This window comes from Halorubrum laminariae, from assembly GCF_024494655.1.
GTDB classification, from domain to species: Archaea; Halobacteriota; Halobacteria; order Halobacteriales; family Haloferacaceae; genus Halorubrum; species Halorubrum laminariae.
The window spans coordinates 103243-119796 of record NZ_JANHDL010000006.1 but is presented as its reverse complement, the minus strand read 5'-3'; the positions used below and the strand labels follow the sequence as shown (position 1 = coordinate 119796).

The window sequence follows — 16554 nt, the reverse complement described above, 5'->3', positions numbered from 1 at the left end:
CCGGTCGCTTACGGACGGCCTGGAGGCCTTCGAGGACCTGAATCTGGCCGGCTCCGTATTCACTCTCCTCTGACATAGAACTTACCCGAGGTAGTTCGTGCCTGCTTATAAAGCCGGCGCACGCGCGCGGGCGTGTGAGCGAGAAGCAGCGCAAGAAACTAGCAGATTCCCGTCGAATCGGTCGCCTTGGTCCGAGTCGCTACCGGCGCTCCGCCGGCTCACCACTCTTCCGTCCGCTCGTCGAGATACGCCCGCGCTCGCTCGACGACCGCAACGCGAAGCGCCTCGGTATCGACTCCGTTCCCGTCGCCGACGCTGACGGTGGTCTCGCGAGCGATCGACTCGACGGTTCGGTCCGCGAGTTCGTCGACCGTCACCGGATCGCCGCGCCGGTCGAGGACGGCGACGACGCGGTCGAACCGTTCCGGCGTCGCGTGGGTTTCAGCGAGCGCGTTGCCGTCCGTCGCTGCGTCTGTCTCCTCGTCTTCTGCCGTGCCCCGACCGCAGCCGTCTCCAGCGATTTTCCCGCGGCCGCCGCGCTTGTTCCGGACATCCACTCCAGCCGCAGGACCGTCACGCCACGCCGACTCCGGGATCGCGTAGTCAGTCGGGTCGAAGTCTCGGGCGTGCACCTCGCGCTCGACGGCGTTTACCGCGGTGACCCCCACGCCGTCGAAGATCGCCGCGACAGCGTCCGGCGGGCGAAAGGCGTCCGCGTCCGCCGAGTACACATCGGTCCCGAGGAACGGCGGGAGGCGGTCCCAGTCGTAGTTGGTGCCGCGGCGGTGGGTCGCAACGCCGAGGAACGTGACGCCTTCGGGGTCGTCGACCGCGGCCCGGAGCGCCTCCCGATCGAACGCCTCGCGGACATGGCGGACCGCGGGTCGGAGCGCGAGCGGAACGTCCTCGTCGTCTGCGTACGTCGCGTCCGGACCGCCGAATCGGAGCAGCCCGGATTCGTCCATCCGGAAGCGGAGCCCAGTCCCGTCGATCAGTTCGAGGATCCAGAGGTGGCCGTCGAGGAGGTCGTCGGGAGCGTGCGGTCCGGTGACGACCGGAAGCGAGGGAAACGAGCGCATGCTGCGTGATCCTCGAAGGGTGTGGCCCCGAACGGGTTGGGTCTTTGGGACACGGCGGACGCGACCGAGGCGATCGCGGCCGAGACCAGTCGGCCGGATGGCGGTGTGTCGGCGCGTCCGACCCGCACCGACACGCGCCCTCCCACAGCTACAAGCCGGTTCCCGCCGTACCCCTCGCCGATGCTACCGATCGCGGACTCGTTCGAGCACGGGTATCACGGCTGTGAGATACTGTACGGGCGCGGTCGCGCCGCGGACCTCGGCGCGTTCCTCGGCGACCGCGGCCTCGACGACGCGCTCGTCGTCTGCGGGTCGAACGTCGGCGCGAACGACGACCTGATGGACCCGATCCGCGAGGGGCTCGGCGACCGGCTCGCCGGTGTCTTCGACGGAACGACGCCCGACAAGCGGATCGAGGACGCGTACGACCTCCTCGACGAGCGAGCGGCCGCGGGAGCCGACGTCCTCGTCGCCGTCGGCGGCGGGAGCAGCCTCGACACGGCGCGGCAGGCCCCGATGCTCGACGCGGACGGCCGCGACCTCGAACGGATCCGGGCGGCCGCCGAGGAGTCGCCGGACGACCTCGGGCCGCTTGCCCCCGACGCGGAAGCGACCATCCCGGTCGTCGTGATCCCGACGACGTTCGCGGGGGCCGACCTCTCGACGGGCGGGTCGCTCGTGGTACGGTCGGCGGACGCCTCGCCGACCGGACAGCCGTTGACCGTCAGCGGCGACGCGCCGATGCCGATCGCGGACCTAGCAGACCCGGCGCTGTTTGAGACCAGCCCCGAGTCGGTGCTCGCGGGGTCGGCGATGAACGGGTTCGACAAGGGGATCGAGACGCCCTACGCCGCCGACGCGACGCCCGTGAGCGACGCGACCGCGATTCACGGGCTGCGGCTTCTCGCTGACTCTCTGCCGGGCGTCGCGGGCGACCGCTCCCACCCAGATCCCGAAGCCTCGATGGACCGCGCCGTCGCCGGCGCGCTGCTCGTCCAGATCGACCGCAAGATAAGCGTGATCCACGCGGTCGGCCACGGATTCGCCCGGCGGTACGACGTTCAGCAGGGGGCCGTCCACGCGATCGTCGCGCCCCACGTCCTCGCGTACCTCTTCGAGGAGGTCGACGGGAGCCGGCGCGCGCTCGCGGCCGGGCTCGGCGTCGCCGCCGAGGGGCGCTCCGACGAGGCGGTCGCCGAGGATGTCGTCACCGCGGTCGCTGCCGTCCGCGACGACCTCGCGGTCCCCTCGCGACTGCGCGAGCTCCCGGAGACCGCCGAGAACGACCTGCCGGTCATCGCCGAGTACGTCGTCGACGACTGGTGCATGGACCGCGCGCCGGACGGACTCGACGCGACCCCAAAAGGGATCGAGGGCGTGTTGCGAGCCGCGTGGTAATGCGGTCGGCGCGTGCCTGCGAGGCCGTCTCGCGGCCGAGCAGCACCGCGCGAGGGACGCGGTGAGCGCTCGAAGAGCGCGAACCGCGAGGCTGGGGAGGCGTGAGGTGCGGAGGCTGTGTGACGGTGCGGCGCGGCTGCTTCGCGGCGGCAATCTTCCGGCTGGATTCCGGGGATCACCGCCGCTCCGCCAGCGATGTTATCTAAGCTATTCTGGTTCCAACGGCGACTATTTGTGAATCACCGGCCGAGTCTACTCGTCTGGAGCCGGGTCCGAAGCCGCGTCAGCATCCGGTGCAGCGTCGGGCCGGTACGCCTCGCTTATCTTCTTCCACTTCCCGGACCGGAACCGCCAGTAGTTGATCGCGGCGGGGATCGTCGTCTCGGCGAGAAACGCTAGATAGAGCCCCCACAGCCCGATCGCGGGCAGCGCGATTTCGGGGATAGTTATGCCGACGAGCGGCACGTCGATCGCGGGCGTTGTGTCGTGCGCGCCGACGTACGCGAGCGGGATAGACACGCAGAACATTCCGAGGAACTGGCTCGCGAAGGGTATCTTCGTGTCGCCCGCGGCGTCGAGCGGCCCCGCCGCCCCGCCGGAGACGCCCTGGAAGACGACGGCGACGCAGGCGGCGTACACGAGGGTGACGGCGATCGGGATCTCGGGACTGTCGGGGCTCTCGGCGAACAGCGTGACGATGTCGGTCGCGAAGACGGCCGTCAGCGCCGCAAAGACGATGTACGTCGCCACCGAAAACCGGATGATGTCGCGGGCGTACGCCTCCGCTTCGGCAACGCGCTCGACGCCGAGTTCCTGACCGACGAGGCTGGAGGACGCGAGCCCGAAGCCCCAGCCGGGTGCGTTCATGATCCCCCAGATGCGCCGTGCGATGACGAACGCCGCGACGGTGTTCTCCCCGAACACGTCGAGGATGGCTAACATCGGGAACTCCGCGACGGTCCATACGAGGTTGCGCGCGCCGACGGGCAGCCCGATCTCGACGAGGTCACGGAGCATATCCGGCGACAGGTACGATCCGAACGGGTCGATCGAGACCGGGAACGACCCGATCCCCGGCACGCTGCCGCGAACGAGCCCGACGGCGAAGGCACTCGCAGCGACGACGTTCGAGAGCACCGTCCCGACCGCGGCCCCCTCGACGCCCCACCCGAAACCGAAGATGAACAGCGCGCTCAAGACGATGTTCGCGAGCGCGCCCCCGGCGCGGACCTGCATCGCGGTGTAGGCGTCGTCACAACCGACGAGCGCGCGGCTCCCGACGAGGTTCAACGCGGCGAAAGGGACGCCCAGCCCGACGATCCGAAGGTACGCGGAGCCGTACGCGATCGCGACCTCGTTGCTGCTCAGGACGTCGATGAGGGCGGCCGAGTACGTCCAGAAGCCGGCCGCGACGGGGACGGTGACGGCGACGACGAGGAGGACGCTCGCCCGGACAGCGTCACCGAGTTCTGCGAACGCCTCGGCGCTGTACCGCTGTGAGACTAGGGCGATGGTGCCGCCGGCGACGCCACCGCCGATCGCGAACGCGAGCCCCCAGTAGGGACCGGCGAATCCGACACCGGCGACAGCGCTCGTTCCCACGGCGACGCCGACCATCGCCACGTCGACGGCGTTTTTCGACATGCGGGCGATCCCCGTGACGATCCGCGGCCACGCGAGGTCGGCCGTCCGGACCACTCGGTGGCGGTCGATCAGGCCGACGCGCGCAAGCGCGAAGCCGATGTAGCAGATCGCGGCGCGGAAGGGGTTCGGGAGGCGGGCCACTGCGGGGTCGACGCTACTGCCGTGCCGAGTAAAGGAATTTCGTCACGCGCCCGAGACGAGATAGACCGACGCGGCCGCGAGAACGATCCCGAGCGCCTTTCGGGCCGTGAACGTCTCTCCCAAGAGGAGGAACCCGACCACCGACGAGAAGACGAGGAACATGGCGAAGATCGGACTCACGACGCTTACCGGTCCGAGTGAGAGCGACCGATACAACGCAAGGATACCAATACCGAGGAACAGTCCGGCCGCGAGCACGTACCCAATCTTCGGCGAGCTGAGGGGCTCTGTGACACCTTGATCCGTGTACGTCAGTACCCCGAGCGCCATCGCGACGAGAACCGTATTCGAGACGACGACGGCGACATCGCTCGGGACACCGTTCTGACCCGTGGTGGCGACGCGCATGAGCGGGGGGACGAACGCGTACGCCCCCATCGCGAGTAGGGCGTACGGGAGATACGTGGCGTTCATGTCGGAACGACGAGCGGGACCGACAAGTTTCCACCGACCTGCGACCGCAACCGGTCCGCGAGCCGGGTGCGGTCGGCCCCCTCCCGTGGGGGTGGGTACGGGGTTCAGTACGCTTTTGAGGCGAGCGCCCGATATCCGGGGTGTATGGACGGAACCTTCGATCACGTGATGATCCGCGTCGAGGACTTAGAGGAGAGTCTCGACTGGTACCAGACGCACCTGAACTACGAGGAGAAGGACCGCTGGGAGGCCGACACGTTCACGAACGTCTACCTCGGTCCCGAGGAGATGCACGAGGACGGCGCGCTCCTCGAAGTAACCTACAACCACGGCGACCACACCTACGAGAACGGCGACGCGTGGGGGCACATCGCCGTCCGCGTTCCGGAGGACGCCCTGCAGGAGTCGTACGACCAGCTGATGGAGGAGGGCGTCGACGACTACCGGGACCCCGAGTCCTGCGGGAACCGCTACGCGTTCGTGAAGGACCCCGACGGCCACGAGATCGAGATCGTCAAGCGCGACTACGGCGCGACGTGGAGCATCGACCACACGATGATCCGCGTCGAGGACGCCGACGAGGCGCTCGGCTACTGGACCCGCAAGTTCGAGCACACCGAGGTCCCCGGTCGCTGGGAGGCCGACTCCTTCTCGAACTACTTCGTAGCCCCCGACGACGCCCCGCAGGAGGCGATGAAACTGGAACTCACCTACAACTACGACGGCCGCGAGTACACCATGGGCGACGGCTGGGGACACGTCTGCGTCCGCGTCGACGACCTCGACGACGCGTGGGAGACGCTCATGCGCCGAGAAGCGCCGGACTACCGCGATCCGGAGTCGTGCGACCACAACTACGCGTTCACCAAGGATCAGGACGGCCACGAGGTCGAACTGCTCGTCACCGAGTAGTCCGTTTCACCTTCCCTGCCGTCCCGCGACGCCTCACGCCCCGTCCGTCGGCCGAAACACGACGATGCGCTCGCCGTCCGTCTCTCGCGTTCCGACGGACGCTTCGAGTTCGTCGCCGGCCTCGATCGCGTTCGGTTCCGGATCGATCCCCCGCACGACGCCCGTGACTCGAACCGGTCCGAAGTCGACGATGGCGGTCACGTAGGGCGCGTCATCGGCGAACCGCGGAGCGGGAACGTGCACGACGCTGTACGTTTCGACCGTGCCCGTCGCGTCGAGCGGCTCGCGCGAGAGGTCGGTCGATCCGCACTCGGGGCACACGCGGCGCGGCGGAAGCGACCCGTGTCCGTTCGAACAGACGAGGGCGTACCCCTCGCCGTCGGCGATCGCGTCGACCCACTCGTCGTAGCCGGCGTTCGTCGCCGGCACGGGGCCCGCGTCGGCCGCGTCGGCCGCGTCGTCGCTCATTCTGCCACCTCCAGCACGTGGACGACTGCGCTGGCTACGGTTCCCCCAGCGTTGTGCGCGACGCCGATCTCTGCGTCGTCGACGTGGTCGCTGTTCGGGTGATCGCCGCGGAGCAGTCGTGTCAGCTCCGCAATCTGCGAGCCGCCGGTCGCGCCGACCGGATGGCCTTTCGCCTTCAGCCCCCCGGAGAGGTTCACCGGCACGTCGCCGTCGGCGGTGGTGCGTCCGTCGCGGGCGGCCGTGATCCCCTCACCGCGCGGCACGAGTCCGAGCGACTCGATCGCGAGCACCTCCGCGATGGTGAAGCAGTCGTGGACCTCGGCTACGTCGACATCGGCAGGACGCACGCCGGCGGCCGCGTACGCCGTTTCCGCCGCGTCTTCCGCGGCGGGCGTCCGCGCGACGTGGTCGCGGTCCGCGAGCGCCAGCCGGTCCGTTCCCTGACCGACGCCCGTCACCGCCACGGGTGCGTCCACATCGTGTTCGGCGGCGTACTCCTCTGAGACAATCACCAGCGCGCTCGCGCCGTCGGTGATCGGACAGGCGTCGTAGAGGTGCAGCGGCTCGGCGACCGGCGGGGCGTCCATCGCCTCTTCGACGGACACCGCAGAGCGGAACTGGGCGTACTCGTTCGGGACCGCGTTCGCGTGGTTCTTCGATGCGATGTGCGCGAGATCTTCGCGTTCGCCGCCGTACGCGTCGAAGTACGCGGTAGCCATTAGCGCGTACGCGCCGGGGAACGTCACTCCCTCGCGGACCTCGAAGAGGTCGTCCGCCGCGATGGCGAGCCCCTCGGTCACCTCGGCGGTCGGGAGGTTCGTCATGCGCTCCATCCCGCCAGCCAGCACCACGTCGGCGTCGCCGGCGCGGACGGTTCGAACCGCCTCGCGGACGGCGACGCCGGCCGAGGCGCAGGCCGACTCGTACCGGGTCGCCGGACAGTGAACGCCCGCCGCTTCCGCCATCAGCGGGGCCTGATGGCCCTGGTGCTCGGCGAGCGATCCCATGAAGTTGCCGTAGTTCAGTTCCTCGACATCCTCGCGGGGGACGCCAGCGTCCTCGAACGCACGGAGCGCGGCGGTCGCGAAGAGGTCGCGACCCGTCCGATCCGGGTGATCCCCGAACCGCGTGAGCCCGACCCCCGCGACGCGTACGTCTGTCATACACGAACGATGATCCGTGACCGGTTTATCCCTGCCGGAAACAGTCAGATCTCAGGCGATCGAGCCACCGGCCCGACGCGACTCACCGGTGACCACGCAGCGAAACCCGAACAATTTAGCCGATATACCGCAGGTCGTCGTCGGGCACCGCCGGGCCGTCCTGCATCTCGCGAATTTTCCCGACGACCTCCTCCATCTCCTCGGCGCGCTCTTCGAGGCTCTCGTAGTCGACGACGAAATCGAGGAGGTCTTCGAGCGTCTCCAAGACAGTTCGCGCGCTCTTGGGGTCGACGAGGTAGCCGCTCGTCTCGCCCATCAGGCAGGCTGCATCGAAGCCGCGACGGTCGCCAAGTCCGAGCACGAGCCCCGAGACGCCGACGATTCCGCCGGCCGGCTCGTCGGGGCGGAACTCGACGCCGGCGTCTTCGAGCCCGTCGAGGAGATCGGCGTTCGAGACCGCGCCGAGCACGGTGTACTCTTCGACGAGTTCGCCGGTCGGGACGCCGCCGAGTGCGTACGCGCGCGCCGCGCCGAACTCCTCTGCAATGTCGAGGAACGTCGTGGTGAGCCGGTAGTGACCCGCGTTGGAGCCGGCCTGGTGGTCGCCGGTCAACACCAGAAGATCCGCGCCGTCGGTCTCGATAGCGTGGAACTCCGCACAGGTCAACCCGGCGACCCCGTCGCCGTCGACGCTCACCTGCGGCGGGAATTCGGTGGCGTACACGCGCCGCACCAACTCGCCGTCGAACTCTTCCAACAGATGTTCGGCCGCGAGCTTCCCCACGTGACCGACGCCCGGTAGTCCCTCGATGAGTACCGGATCGTCGAGCTCCGGCGTTGCGACCGCGTCGATCTCGATGTCGTCCATGTCGGGTCCGTCAGGGCGGCGTTCACAAGAGGGTGGCTATTCGGACGGCGCGCGCTCCGGATGCGAGCAGCGAAGCAACTCTCGTCGCTACCGATCGTCCGCCCGTTTCCGGACGCGGCGGCGGTACTCGCCGTGAGGGTCTTCGGGACTGAACGGCGCTGGCGCGCTGTTTTCCGTCTCGCCGCCGCACGCCGGACAGCGGTCGCCGAGCGCGTACACCGGCCGGTCGTGGACGGTCTCCCAACTCGCACAAACACGGATGTCAGATTTCACAAGAAAAAACACGGAAAACGCGGGTTACTCGTCGTCTTCGCGGCGCTCGCGGTGGTATCCGCCGGTGCCACCGACGGCCTCGATCGCCTCGCGGGCGCGGTCGGCCGCGGCTTCGAGCTGGTCCTCGGCCGTCTTGTAGTCGGGAGCGCGGACTTTTATCCGGTATTCCGGGGATCCGACGTAGCCGACTTCGAGGTCGACGCTGTCGGGGATCTCACCGTTTCCTTCGGCAGCTTCGAGCGCCGTTTTCACGTCGTCGACGCCGTCAGCGGCCGTGGATTCGAGATCGACGTATCCGGTCACGTCGACGTACGGGACGGAGACGTTGTCGCGGGCCGCCTCGACGATCGCCTCTCGGGCGTCGTCGTCGACATCTACGTCCTCTAAGGCCTCGTCTCCGCTGATCGCGGCCGCTTCGAAGGCGTCGTAGAGCGTGTCGTACTCGTCGAGGAGCGCGTTGGCGACCTCGGTGTATCGGTCGTCGTCGACGTCCTCGCCGAGCGCGATGAGCATCCAGTTGTCGGCCTTCTGCGCGTTCTTCCAGGCCTGTATCTTGTCCTTGCGCTGGTGCTCGTTGACATCTTTGATCGACAGATCGATCTGGCTTGCGGACTCGTCGACTTCGAGCACCTTCGCGACGACCGTCTGTCCCTCGCGGACGTGGTCGCGGACGTTCTTGATCCAGCCGGAGGCGACCTCGCTGATGTGACAGAGGCCACGTTTGTCCTCGTACTCGTCGAGGTCAACGAAGACGCCGAAGTCGGCGATCTCGTCGACGTCGCCGACAACCAACTCACCGGGTTCGGGCCAGCCGCTGTACTTCATGACGGGGTGGTGAGGCGGTTACCGTGCCTCAACGGTTTCGACAATCTCGCCGTGGAGCTCGGCCTCTCCCCCGGTCGGGGTCGCGAGCGTCGTGCCACAGACCGCACACGACACGGTCGAGGAGGCTTTGCCGAAGACGACCTGTTCGTTCTCGCAGTCGCCGCAGGCGACGCGGTGGAAGCTTCCTGCCATACTTACTCCTGGAACGTGAGTCGACCGGCGCGCCAGCCCTCGCGCATGTGGGCCTTGCCGCAGTCGCCGCAGCGGTACTTCAGGTGGGTCTTCTTCGTCGGCTTGTCGCCACCGGGGACCTTCGAGTACCCGCCGGCGTTGCCGATCGTCGCGAGCGCGCGGCGTCGCTGGCGCGCGTCGCGTTTCATTCCGGTCGCCCGACCCGATCGAACCTTCTCCACTTCGTGCTCCTGGTGGGAGTCACAGTTGGGACAGTACGTGTTGAAACGACGTGGCATCTCCATGGATATCGACCTTGAGACGCGATTCGTCACCGACGCTTAAAACGGGTTTGGTCTGTCCCCCGCCCGGCGATCACCGTGTGAGGCGATCACGTCCCGTCTGCGGCAGGTCACGTCGCGTCCCCTGCTGGTCACGTCTCGTTCTCACTCGGTCACGCCTCCCACTCTGCGACCGCCCGCACCGGGGAACCGTCGCCGCCGCGAAGGCGGAGGGGAAAGGCGTACAGCCGGAACCGCTCCGGGAGGCCGTCGAGGGAGCAGAGGTTCTCGATAATCGGAAGACCAGCCCCCAACAGTGCGTCGTGGGCGGGCGTTCCCTGTGGCTCCTCGGTGGACGGATCTCCCGAGACCGACGTGCCCGCCGACGGCGTCGGATCCGGCCCGAAGGTGTCGAGTCCAATGCCGACGCCCGCTTCGCGACACAGCTCCGCGGCCGCCTCGGTCAGGTACGGGTGGTCGCGGTACCGATCGGTGCCCCAGTGGTCCGCCCATCCAGTGTGAACGACGAGAACACCGCACTCGTCGCGGACCGATCCGGGACTCGGCAGCGTCGCAGCCGTGATCGGTTCGCGGGCACCGATCGTGCCCGCGAGGTCGACGAGGCGGGCGTCGAGCGCGAAGGACTCGACGGCGGCCCCGTCGATCGACTCCCCGTCGGCCAGCGTGTGTCGAGGGGCGTCGACGTGGGTGCCGGCGTGGGTCCCCGTGCGGAATTCGCTCGTCGCGTAGCCGTCCGCCGCGTGGGTCGCGGCGGGCGACAGCATCACCGCGGGATCGTCGGGATAGGTCGGCATCCCCGTCTCGATCGGCCGCGAGAGGTCCCGGAACATACCGGAAATGACGACTGCTCCGGGTAAAAGCCGGCGTAAGCCCCGCCGTGATCCGTATCGTCAATCGCGATCAGTGTTCGACGAACTCGACGAGCACGCCGCCGGTCGACTGCGGGTGGAGGAAGGCGACATCGTGGCCCCACGCGCCGGGACGGGGCTCGTGGTCGATGAGATCGACGCCGAACTCGCGGGCCCGATCGAGCGCCGCGGGAAGATCGTCGGTCGCGAGCGCGACGTGGTGGATCCCCGGCCCCTCGCGGTCGAGGTAGTCGGCGATCGCGCCCTCCTCAGCCGGTTCGAGCAGTTCGAAGTAGCCGCCGCCGTCGAGTTTGAGGAAGACGACTGCCATCCCGTCGAACGTCTCCTCGTGGGCGATCGGCGCGTCGAGCAGGCCGTCGAACAGCTCCGCGAGGTCGGTTGCGTCGCGCGTGGCGACCCCGATGTGATCGAAGTCCATGGGGACACGTCGCGACCCGGCGTGTATAAAGTGCCCCGGACGGACCGATACCAGAACCGAGGTTCGCAGAGGGAAAGGCTTGGGTGGTGGCGGGGACAAATCCCACAGGATTCACCGCCGTGAGCGATTCAGAACGCGACACGCGACTGGAGCAGAAATCCTCTCGGACGATCCTCGACTCCATCCTTGACAGCGCGCTCCACGAGATGCACCGCGAGCGGTCCGGACTGTTCCTCTCAGGGCTGTCCGCGGGCCTCGACATCGGGTTCGGCCCGCTGCTGATGGCGGTGGTTCTCACGCTCTCACCGGGTGGGTTCGGCGACCTCCCGACCGAACTCCTGCTGGCGAGCGTCTACTCCGTCGGCTTCATCTTCGTGATCCTCGGCCGTTCGGAGCTGTTCACCGAGCATACGATGCTGGCGGTGATCCCCGTGTTAGACGGGCAGGCGTCGGTCCGAGAGCTGGGTCGGCTCTGGGGGCTGGTGTACGTCGGAAACCTCGTCGGCGGAATCTTATTCACTCTGCTCGCGGTGCTTTTGACGCCCGGTCTCGGCGTCGTCGAGCCCGCGGCCTTCGAGGCCATCGCACACAAGCTTGTCAGCCACGACCTCCGCTGGCTGTTCGTCGGCGGCGTCTTCGCCGGGTGGCTGATGGGGCTTTTGGCGTGGCTCGTCACCGCCGCCCAAGAGACGACCGGGCGACTGCTCCTTGTAGTGATCGTGACCGGAACCATCGGGATGCTCCATCTACCGCACTCGATCGCGGGCAACGTGGAGGTTCTCTTCGGGCTGTTCGTCTCCCCCGCGATCACGGTAACCGATTATCTCCAGTTCCTCGCGCTCGCGACCCTCGGCAACGCGGTCGGCGGCGGAATCTTCGTCGCCGCGCTGAAGTACGGGCACGTCGTTCGCGGGGCGAACTGATCGGCTCGACTCGCCGCCTCACCGCCCCGGCTTGTACTCGCCGAACTCCTCGCGGAGCACGTCCGAAATCTCTTGCACCGTCGCGTACGCCTTCACCGCGTCGACGATATGTGGCATCACGTTCTCCGATCCCCGCGCCGCCTCGCGCAGCGATCCGAGCGCGTCCTCGACGGCGTCGCTGTCGCGGTCGGCTTTGACCTCCTGCAGTCGCTCGCGCTGGGCCTGCTCCTGTTCGGGATCGACCTCTTCGAGGTCCATCTCGGGCTCCTCATCGACCTCGTACTCGTTGACGCCGACGATGATCCGGTCTCCCTCCTCGATCTCCTCTTGACGGTCGAAGGCGACGTCTTGGATCTGTCGCTGGACCCACTGGCTCTTGACCGCCTCTAACATCCCGCCTCGGCGGTCGACCTCCTCCAAGATCTCGAAGGCGTCTTCCTCGATTCCGTCGGTGAGGTTCTCGACGTAATACGATCCGGCCAGCGGGTCGATCGTGTCCGCCGCGCCCGACTCGTGTGCGAGTATCTGTTGCGTTCTGAGGGCGGTGCGAACCGACTGCTCGGTGGGAAGCGCGAGCGCCTCGTCTTTGCCGTTCGTGTGGAGGCTCTGCGTGCCGCCGAGCACCGCCGCGAGCGCCTGATACGCGACTCGCACGACGTTGTTCTCGATCTGCTGGGCCGTCAGGGTGGATCCGCCGGTCTGCGTGTGGAACTTGAGCTGTTTCGATTTGGGATTCTCCGCGCCGAATCGCTCTTCCATGATCTGTGCCCACATCCGACGCGCGGCGCGGAACTTCGCGGCCTCCTCGAAGATGTTGTTGTGCGCGTTGAAAAAGAAGGAGAGCTGCGGGGCGAAGTCGTCCACGTCGAGCCCGGCGTCGATGGCCGCCTGCACGTACTCGATACCGTTTCCGAGCGTGAACGCGACCTCTTGGGCCGCGGTCGAGCCCGCCTCGCGGATGTGGTATCCCGAGATGGAGATGGTGTTGAAACTCGGCGTCTCGGCGGCGCAGAACTCGAAGATGTCCGTGATGAGCCGCATCGAGTGCTCGGGCGGGTAGATGTAGAGGTTCCGCGCGATGTACTCTTTCATGATATCGTTCTGGATCGTCCCGCGGAGCTGCTCTCGGGGGACGCCCTGTTTGTCGCCCATCGCGACGTACATCGCGAGCAGGACCCCGGCCGGGGCGTTGATCGTCATCGACGTGGACACCTCGTCGAGGGGGATTCCGTCGAAGACGGTCTCGAAGTCGTCTAAGGTGTCGATGGCGACGCCCGAACGGCCCACCTCACCCTCGGCCATCGCGGCGTCGGAGTCGTACCCCATCTGCGTCGGGAGGTCGAACGCCATCGAGAGTCCCGACGACCCCTGATCGATGAGGTAGTTGAACCGCTCGTTTGTCTCCGCGGCGGTTCCCATCCCGGCGTACTGGCGCATCGTCCAGAGCCGCCCGCGGTGCATCGTCGAGTAGACGCCGCGCGTGTACGGCTCCTCGCCCGGATTCCCCACGTCCTCGCGGTAGTCGTGGTCGGGAACGTCGGCGGGGGTGTACAGCGGATCGACCTCCTGACCGCCCGTGTCAGTGGTGAATGTCTCTTTTCGCTCACCAAATCGGTCGACGGTCTCACCGTAGGTCCCCTCCTCCCACGACGCTTTGGCCTCGCGGATGGCGTCCAGTTCGTCAGGATCGTACATTATTGAGACCGAGTGGCGAACAGGACTTAACAGTTTTCAGAATGCCGTTTAGTTCTCGGGTCGTTCGGGCCGACTCCGCGGATCTCCAGATGTGCCCGTGTCCGGGGCCAATCTATTCCGGTCTCGGACTCCAACGCCGACCCGATGAAGGTGGGGCTCATCTCGGACGTACACGCGAACCTCCCGGCGCTCGAAGCCGTCCTCGACGACATGCCCGCAGTCGACCGAATTGTCTGTGGCGGCGACGTGATCGGCTACAACCCATGGCCGGTCGAGTGCGTCGACCGCGTGCAGGATGTCGCGGCCGCGACCGTTCGCGGCAACCACGATCGCATGGTCGAGACACCAGAGCGCTACCGGGCGAACCGGATGGCCGAGGCCGGACTCGAACACGCGAAGGCGTCGCTGTCGGACGACCAACTCGCGTGGCTCCGCGGGCTCCCGCGGACTGCCGAGATCGCTGGTGGGCGGTATCTCCTCGCGCACTCACATCCCGCGGCAGCGCGCGAAGACGCCTACGTCTACCCCGAGGAGTTTCAGAATCTGAACCGCCACATGGGCGACTACGACGGGATCGTGCTCGGGCACACCCACGTGCAGGGCGCGCGCGCCGTGGCCGGCGGCGTCGTGGTGAATCCCGGGAGCGTCGGCCAGCCCCGAGACGGCGACCCCGACGCCGCCTACGCCATGCTCGACTCCGCGAGCGACGAGGTCGACCTCCGCCGCGTCGGCTATGACATCGACCGCGTCCGCGACGCGGTCGCGAAGGCCGGGCTCCCGGAGCGGACCGCAGACCGGCTGTACAGAGGAAAGTGAGCGGTTCGGGGGGTCGGTGTCGACACGCGCTCACCAGACGCCGGCGAGGAGGAGGGCGTTCCGGAGGGCAGCGAGGAGGGAGAGCAGGCCGACGCCGCCGCACATCAGCGTTGCGACGAGGCGGCGGGAGCCGCCCGCGACGGCGACCGGAACGCCGATGAGCACCATGCCGATGGCCTTGGTGACGAGCATCCCGCGAAGCGGGCCGAGCAGGGTGATCAGCGCGCCGCCGACCGGCGACCCCTCGACGTACTCGCCGCCGGTGATGGCGAGATACGTGGATCCCACGTCGGCGACGGTGCCGACGACGAGGAGGACCACGGCGAGGGCGAGGTGGGAAGGCACTGGCGGGAGAACGCAGTGCGGGCAAATAAGTCTCCGGGACGCGGTGCGGATCGTCGCCGGCCGCGTGATTTTCGGGACGCGGGGCGGGTCGTCGGTCGGGTTCCGTCGCCGAGCGATGCGCTGTCGCTCCGAGGTCACCGGGTGACTCGCCGTCTCCGCAGTCGGTGTTCTCCCCAGCCGGCCACGAGGCCGAGGGCGACGACCGCGACCCACCCGAGAAGGAACCACCCGAACGGCGTCGGTCCGACGGGCGCGGGCGGGGTCTCCGGAGCCACGTACCGCGTCCACGTTCCGTACGCCGCCGCGCCCCCGATCGCGAGGTGTACGACGAGCGGGGCGACGAGGCCGTAGGCCGCCGCGAGGATGGCCGGGACCGCACCGAGAGCGATCGCCCCGAGGCCGACGTAGATCAGGAACTGACCGTTGCCGGCGGTCCGCGTCGTGAAGCCGAATCGGAGCCACAGCGCGCTCGCGACCGACAGCGAGACGAGCCCGCCCAGCAGGCCGATGACTACCGTCCTCGGCAGCGGGAAGAGCGGATCGAGAGAGGGGGTCACGTACGCCGGTTCGGCCGACGGCGTGTTACGATTGTCGGGCGGACTCCCGAGAGACGGGGCTGGCCGCGGCGCGCGCACACCACGACGCCATTTAAACCGGAGGACGCCGTATCACCGGTAATGAGTTCGTCTGACGACGACTACGATATCGCGGTGGTCGGCGGTGGTCCCGCCGGGCTGACGACCGCGCTGTACGGCACGCGACTCGGCCACGACACGGTGCTCGTCGACCGCGGCGGCGGCCGAGCGGCGATGATGGCCGACACCCACAACGTGATCGGCGTCACGGAGGAGACCTCCGGCAACGAGTTCCTCGCGACCGGCCGCGAGCAGGTGGAGTCGTACGGCGGAACGTTCGAGCGCGGGTTCGTCACCGATGTCGAACGCACCGACGACGACCGTTTCCGACTCGCCGTCGACGACGACGAACTGCTCGCCGATCGGGTCGTGCTCGCGACCGGGTTCTCCGACGAGCGGCCGGACCCGCCGCTTCCGCGGACCGGAAAGGGACTACACTACTGCCTCCACTGTGACGCCTACATGTTCGTCGACGAGCCGGTGTACGTCATGGGTCACGGCGAGGCGGCCGCCCACGTCGCGATGATCATGCTCAACGTCACCGACGAGGTGGACCTGCTGACCCGCGGCGCGGAGCCGACGTGGAGCGACGAGACCGCCGCCCAACTGGAGGCGCATCCGATCGACGTGGTCCGCGAGGACATCGTCGGCGTCGAGAACGACCCCGACTCCGGCTGGCTCGACGCGCTGGAATTCGAGGACGGGACGACCCGCGAGTACCGCGGCGGCTTCCCCATGTACGGCTCCGACTACAACACCGGGCTCGCGAAGGGGCTCGGCTGCGACCTCACCGAGGGCGGGGAGATAGACGTCGACGACCACGGCCACACGAGCGTCGACGGCGTGTACGCCGTCGGCGACGTGACGCCCGGTCACAACCAGGTCCCCGTCGCGATGGGGCAGGGCGCGAAAGCCGGGCTCGCGATCCACAAGGAGATCCGCGAGTTCCCCCGCTCGAAGGAGTCGATCGCTCGCGAGGGGCCGGTCGACCCCGCCGAGGTGCCCGCGATCACGCCCGAACTCGCGGCGACCGCTGTCACCCACGAGGGGCACGCGGGCGGCCCGCGAGCGGAGACTGACGCGGAGACGGTCGCCAAGACGCCGCGGGCGGACGACGACTGAGGTTCACAGACAC

The 16554-nt window shown here is 68.1% G+C and carries 20 protein-coding genes; 5 read left to right on the top strand and 15 right to left on the bottom strand.

Features of this window, described 5'->3' with window-relative positions; all coding sequences use genetic code 11:
- Window positions 1-218: 218 nt before the first annotated feature.
- A complete protein-coding gene (locus NO887_RS11925) occupies window positions 219-1079 on the bottom strand; it encodes a hypothetical protein (protein WP_256418508.1) in 861 nt (286 codons plus the stop codon).
- 180 nt (window positions 1080-1259) lie between these two features.
- Here NO887_RS11925 and NO887_RS11920 point away from each other — a divergent pair, with 180 nt between their 5' ends.
- Window positions 1260-2477 (top strand): iron-containing alcohol dehydrogenase family protein, encoded by a 1218-nt coding sequence (locus tag NO887_RS11920; protein ID WP_256418583.1) that lies wholly within the window; start codon window positions 1260-1262, stop codon window positions 2475-2477.
- Between the two features lie 252 nt (window positions 2478-2729).
- On the opposite strand, the gene NO887_RS11915 is transcribed toward NO887_RS11920, so the two are convergent.
- Complete coding sequence (locus NO887_RS11915; RefSeq protein WP_256418507.1) at window positions 2730-4262, bottom strand: MATE family efflux transporter; 1533 nt, start codon at window positions 4260-4262, stop codon at window positions 2730-2732.
- Window positions 4263-4304: 42 nt separating this feature from the next.
- A complete protein-coding gene (locus NO887_RS11910) occupies window positions 4305-4736 on the bottom strand; it encodes an EamA family transporter (RefSeq protein ID WP_256418506.1) in 432 nt (143 codons plus the stop codon).
- 144 nt (window positions 4737-4880) lie between these two features.
- On the opposite strand from NO887_RS11910, the gene NO887_RS11905 reads away from it, so the two are divergent.
- Window positions 4881-5648 (top strand): VOC family protein, encoded by a 768-nt coding sequence (locus NO887_RS11905; RefSeq protein WP_256418505.1) that lies wholly within the window; start codon window positions 4881-4883, stop codon window positions 5646-5648.
- Between the two features lie 33 nt (window positions 5649-5681).
- Here the strand turns inward: NO887_RS11905 and NO887_RS11900 are convergent, their stop codons facing one another.
- The 9 genes from NO887_RS11900 to mce all read right to left on the bottom strand — a co-directional run bounded on the left by NO887_RS11900 (window position 5682) and on the right by mce (window position 11005).
- On the bottom strand, window positions 5682-6116 hold the full coding sequence (locus NO887_RS11900; protein WP_256418504.1) for a Zn-ribbon domain-containing OB-fold protein: 435 nt from the start codon (window positions 6114-6116) through the stop codon (window positions 5682-5684).
- On the bottom strand, window positions 6113-7279 hold the full coding sequence (locus NO887_RS11895) for a thiolase domain-containing protein (RefSeq protein ID WP_256418503.1): 1167 nt from the start codon (window positions 7277-7279) through the stop codon (window positions 6113-6115). The genes NO887_RS11900 and NO887_RS11895 overlap by 4 nt, the downstream gene beginning before the upstream one ends.
- A 115-nt stretch (window positions 7280-7394) precedes the next feature.
- On the bottom strand, window positions 7395-8147 hold the full coding sequence (locus tag NO887_RS11890; RefSeq protein WP_256418502.1) for a proteasome assembly chaperone family protein: 753 nt from the start codon (window positions 8145-8147) through the stop codon (window positions 7395-7397).
- A gap of 87 nt (window positions 8148-8234) precedes the next feature.
- A complete protein-coding gene (locus NO887_RS11885; protein WP_256418501.1) occupies window positions 8235-8420 on the bottom strand; it encodes an RNA-protein complex protein Nop10 in 186 nt (61 codons plus the stop codon).
- Between the two features lie 24 nt (window positions 8421-8444).
- Window positions 8445-9245 carry a translation initiation factor IF-2 subunit alpha gene (locus NO887_RS11880; protein ID WP_256418500.1) on the bottom strand — a complete coding sequence of 267 codons (801 nt, stop codon included), beginning with the start codon at window positions 9243-9245 and terminating at the stop codon, window positions 8445-8447.
- Between the two features lie 18 nt (window positions 9246-9263).
- The gene (locus NO887_RS11875) at window positions 9264-9437 is read right to left on the bottom strand and encodes a 30S ribosomal protein S27e (protein WP_004050354.1); all 174 of its coding nucleotides are present in this window, start codon (window positions 9435-9437) and stop codon (window positions 9264-9266) included.
- A gap of 2 nt (window positions 9438-9439) precedes the next feature.
- Window positions 9440-9721 carry a 50S ribosomal protein L44e gene (locus NO887_RS11870; protein ID WP_008004085.1) on the bottom strand — a complete coding sequence of 94 codons (282 nt, stop codon included), beginning with the start codon at window positions 9719-9721 and terminating at the stop codon, window positions 9440-9442.
- Between the two features lie 149 nt (window positions 9722-9870).
- Window positions 9871-10548: a cyclase family protein gene (locus NO887_RS11865; protein ID WP_256418499.1), complete on the bottom strand. Its 678-nt coding sequence runs from the start codon at window positions 10546-10548 to the stop codon at window positions 9871-9873.
- Between the two features lie 70 nt (window positions 10549-10618).
- Window positions 10619-11005 carry a methylmalonyl-CoA epimerase gene (gene mce, locus NO887_RS11860; protein ID WP_256418498.1) on the bottom strand — a complete coding sequence of 129 codons (387 nt, stop codon included), beginning with the start codon at window positions 11003-11005 and terminating at the stop codon, window positions 10619-10621.
- Between the two features lie 119 nt (window positions 11006-11124).
- Between mce and NO887_RS11855 the strand changes: the two genes are divergently transcribed.
- Window positions 11125-11928: a formate/nitrite transporter family protein gene (locus NO887_RS11855; RefSeq protein ID WP_256418497.1), complete on the top strand. Its 804-nt coding sequence runs from the start codon at window positions 11125-11127 to the stop codon at window positions 11926-11928.
- Between the two features lie 18 nt (window positions 11929-11946).
- On the opposite strand, the gene NO887_RS11850 is transcribed toward NO887_RS11855, so the two are convergent.
- Entirely contained in the window at window positions 11947-13623 is a 1677-nt protein-coding gene (locus NO887_RS11850; RefSeq protein ID WP_256418496.1) for an acyl-CoA mutase large subunit family protein, read from the bottom strand.
- A 144-nt stretch (window positions 13624-13767) separates the two neighbouring features.
- On the opposite strand from NO887_RS11850, the gene NO887_RS11845 reads away from it, so the two are divergent.
- Entirely contained in the window at window positions 13768-14439 is a 672-nt protein-coding gene (locus NO887_RS11845; protein WP_256418495.1) for a metallophosphoesterase family protein, read from the top strand.
- 30 nt (window positions 14440-14469) lie between these two features.
- Here NO887_RS11845 and NO887_RS11840 read toward each other — a convergent pair whose 3' ends face one another.
- Together NO887_RS11840 and NO887_RS11835 are read right to left on the bottom strand one after the other, a co-directional pair.
- The gene (locus NO887_RS11840) at window positions 14470-14784 is read right to left on the bottom strand and encodes a hypothetical protein (protein ID WP_256418494.1); all 315 of its coding nucleotides are present in this window, start codon (window positions 14782-14784) and stop codon (window positions 14470-14472) included.
- A gap of 134 nt (window positions 14785-14918) precedes the next feature.
- Window positions 14919-15341 (bottom strand): hypothetical protein, encoded by a 423-nt coding sequence (locus tag NO887_RS11835; RefSeq protein ID WP_256418493.1) that lies wholly within the window; start codon window positions 15339-15341, stop codon window positions 14919-14921.
- Window positions 15342-15461: 120 nt separating this feature from the next.
- On the opposite strand from NO887_RS11835, the gene NO887_RS11830 reads away from it, so the two are divergent.
- Window positions 15462-16541, top strand: coding sequence for an NAD(P)/FAD-dependent oxidoreductase (locus tag NO887_RS11830; RefSeq protein ID WP_256418492.1), 1080 nt, complete (start codon window positions 15462-15464; stop codon window positions 16539-16541).
- Window positions 16542-16554: the final 13 nt, after the last annotated feature.

Coding starts and splice junctions, on each gene's coding strand:
- NO887_RS11925 (WP_256418508.1), bottom strand. CDS start 1,079: ATGCGCTCGTTTCCCTCGCTTCCGGTCGTCACCGGACCGCACGCTCCC.
- NO887_RS11920 (WP_256418583.1), top strand. CDS start 1,260: ATGCTACCGATCGCGGACTCGTTCGAGCACGGGTATCACGGCTGTGAG.
- NO887_RS11910 (WP_256418506.1), bottom strand. CDS start 4,736: ATGAACGCCACGTATCTCCCGTACGCCCTACTCGCGATGGGGGCGTAC.
- NO887_RS11905 (WP_256418505.1), top strand. CDS start 4,881: ATGGACGGAACCTTCGATCACGTGATGATCCGCGTCGAGGACTTAGAG.
- NO887_RS11900 (WP_256418504.1), bottom strand. CDS start 6,116: ATGAGCGACGACGCGGCCGACGCGGCCGACGCGGGCCCCGTGCCGGCG.
- NO887_RS11895 (WP_256418503.1), bottom strand. CDS start 7,279: ATGACAGACGTACGCGTCGCGGGGGTCGGGCTCACGCGGTTCGGGGAT.
- NO887_RS11890 (WP_256418502.1), bottom strand. CDS start 8,147: ATGGACGACATCGAGATCGACGCGGTCGCAACGCCGGAGCTCGACGAT.
- NO887_RS11880 (WP_256418500.1), bottom strand. CDS start 9,245: ATGAAGTACAGCGGCTGGCCCGAACCCGGTGAGTTGGTTGTCGGCGAC.
- NO887_RS11875 (WP_004050354.1), bottom strand. CDS start 9,437: ATGGCAGGAAGCTTCCACCGCGTCGCCTGCGGCGACTGCGAGAACGAA.
- NO887_RS11870 (WP_008004085.1), bottom strand. CDS start 9,721: ATGGAGATGCCACGTCGTTTCAACACGTACTGTCCCAACTGTGACTCC.
- NO887_RS11865 (WP_256418499.1), bottom strand. CDS start 10,548: ATGTTCCGGGACCTCTCGCGGCCGATCGAGACGGGGATGCCGACCTAT.
- mce (WP_256418498.1), bottom strand. CDS start 11,005: ATGGACTTCGATCACATCGGGGTCGCCACGCGCGACGCAACCGACCTC.
- NO887_RS11850 (WP_256418496.1), bottom strand. CDS start 13,623: ATGTACGATCCTGACGAACTGGACGCCATCCGCGAGGCCAAAGCGTCG.
- NO887_RS11845 (WP_256418495.1), top strand. CDS start 13,768: ATGAAGGTGGGGCTCATCTCGGACGTACACGCGAACCTCCCGGCGCTC.
- NO887_RS11830 (WP_256418492.1), top strand. CDS start 15,462: ATGAGTTCGTCTGACGACGACTACGATATCGCGGTGGTCGGCGGTGGT.